1 protein-coding gene is annotated in these 791 nt (G+C 45.9%); it reads right to left on the reverse strand.

What is annotated here, in order from left to right:
* Window positions 1-98 precede the first annotated feature (98 nt).
* A partial coding sequence (locus R7190_RS26800; RefSeq protein WP_318137786.1) for an ABC transporter ATP-binding protein occupies window positions 99-791 on the reverse strand: 693 nt, incomplete at its 5' end.

Raw genomic sequence — 791 nt, forward strand, 5'->3', positions numbered from 1 at the left:
AGTCCTTTACCAGATACAAAGTGCTGCTTAAGATTTTCAATTCTTAATACTTCTTTGGCCATAACATCCTCTTTTATGACTTGTTCACTTTGCACCAGTTAGCTAGCAAACATGCTGGCATCGATTGGTTTGATATCAATCATCTGCTTAGGTTCGTTGTCCAAGCTTGGCATTAAGCCCATCAAACGTTCCGTGTAAGGGTGCTGCGGATTGTCAAACAGCTCAAAAATCTCCGCTTTTTCAACAACACGAACACCATAAAATACCGCAACGTCATCACACACTTCAGCTACTACGCCTAAATCATGGGTAATGAAGATCATTGCCATGCCCGTTTCTTCTTGAAGTTCATTCATTAGTTCAAGGATAGACGCCTGTACTGTTACATCCAGTGCTGTCGTTGGCTCATCACAAATCAAAATGTCTGGTTTACATGCGAGTGCCATTGCGATCATTACGCGCTGGCGCATACCGCCAGCTAGGTTGTGTGGGTATTCGTTGAGGCGCTTTTCTGGCATTGGAATTTTCACTTTAGCCAGCATTTCTACCGCGTAGGATTCGCGCTCTTTTTTACCTAACTCAGGACGGTGTAATTCCAACACTTCGCACAGTTGGCGGCCAATGGTATGCACTGGATTCAACGCCGTCATTGGGTCTTGGAAAATGATCGAAATGCGGTCGCCGCGCATGGCGTACATTTCTTCCGCTGGTAGCGACACCAGACTGGGACCTCGGTAGTTAACTCCCCCATTGACAATATTGCCGTAAGGCTTTGGCAACAGTCCCATGAT

This window comes from Vibrio sp. 1078-1 (assembly GCF_033340475.1).